Here is a 413-nt window from a genome sequence, read left to right as displayed (position 1 = left end):
TACGGTATGGCATTGGCTCAAGCTCAGCATCAAGTTAAACAACTTGGACAAGCCTTTGAGGAGAATGGTGCTAAGGTACGCTATGCAATACACCCTGTAGCCGGTCGTATGCCAGGCCACATGAATGTGCTACTTGCAGAGGCAGATGTAGACTATGAGGAGCTCTTTGAGATGGAGCAGATCAATGATGACTTTAGCAACACCGACCTCGTAGTAGTGGTAGGAGCTAATGACGTGATCAATCCGGCGGCTCGTGAGGCAGAGGGCACACCTATCTATGGTATGCCTGTACTCAATGTGGACCAAGCAAAGAAGATCATCATCTGCAACTATGACCTCAAACCAGGTTATGCCAACGTCCCTAACCCACTCTACGAAAATAAGGAGAAGGTGACCATGATGCTAGGCGATGC

The 413-nt window shown here is 48.7% G+C and carries 1 protein-coding gene; it reads left to right on the top strand.

The annotated features are described in order from the left end of the window. A partial coding sequence (locus HMPREF3027_RS03345; protein WP_141756217.1) for an NAD(P)(+) transhydrogenase (Re/Si-specific) subunit beta occupies positions 1–413 on the top strand: 413 nt, incomplete at both ends.

This window comes from Porphyromonas sp. HMSC077F02 (assembly GCF_001815465.1).
Taxonomy (GTDB): Bacteria; Bacteroidota; Bacteroidia; order Bacteroidales; family Porphyromonadaceae; genus Porphyromonas_A; species Porphyromonas_A somerae.
This window is presented reverse-complemented; position numbering and strand designations above follow the sequence as displayed.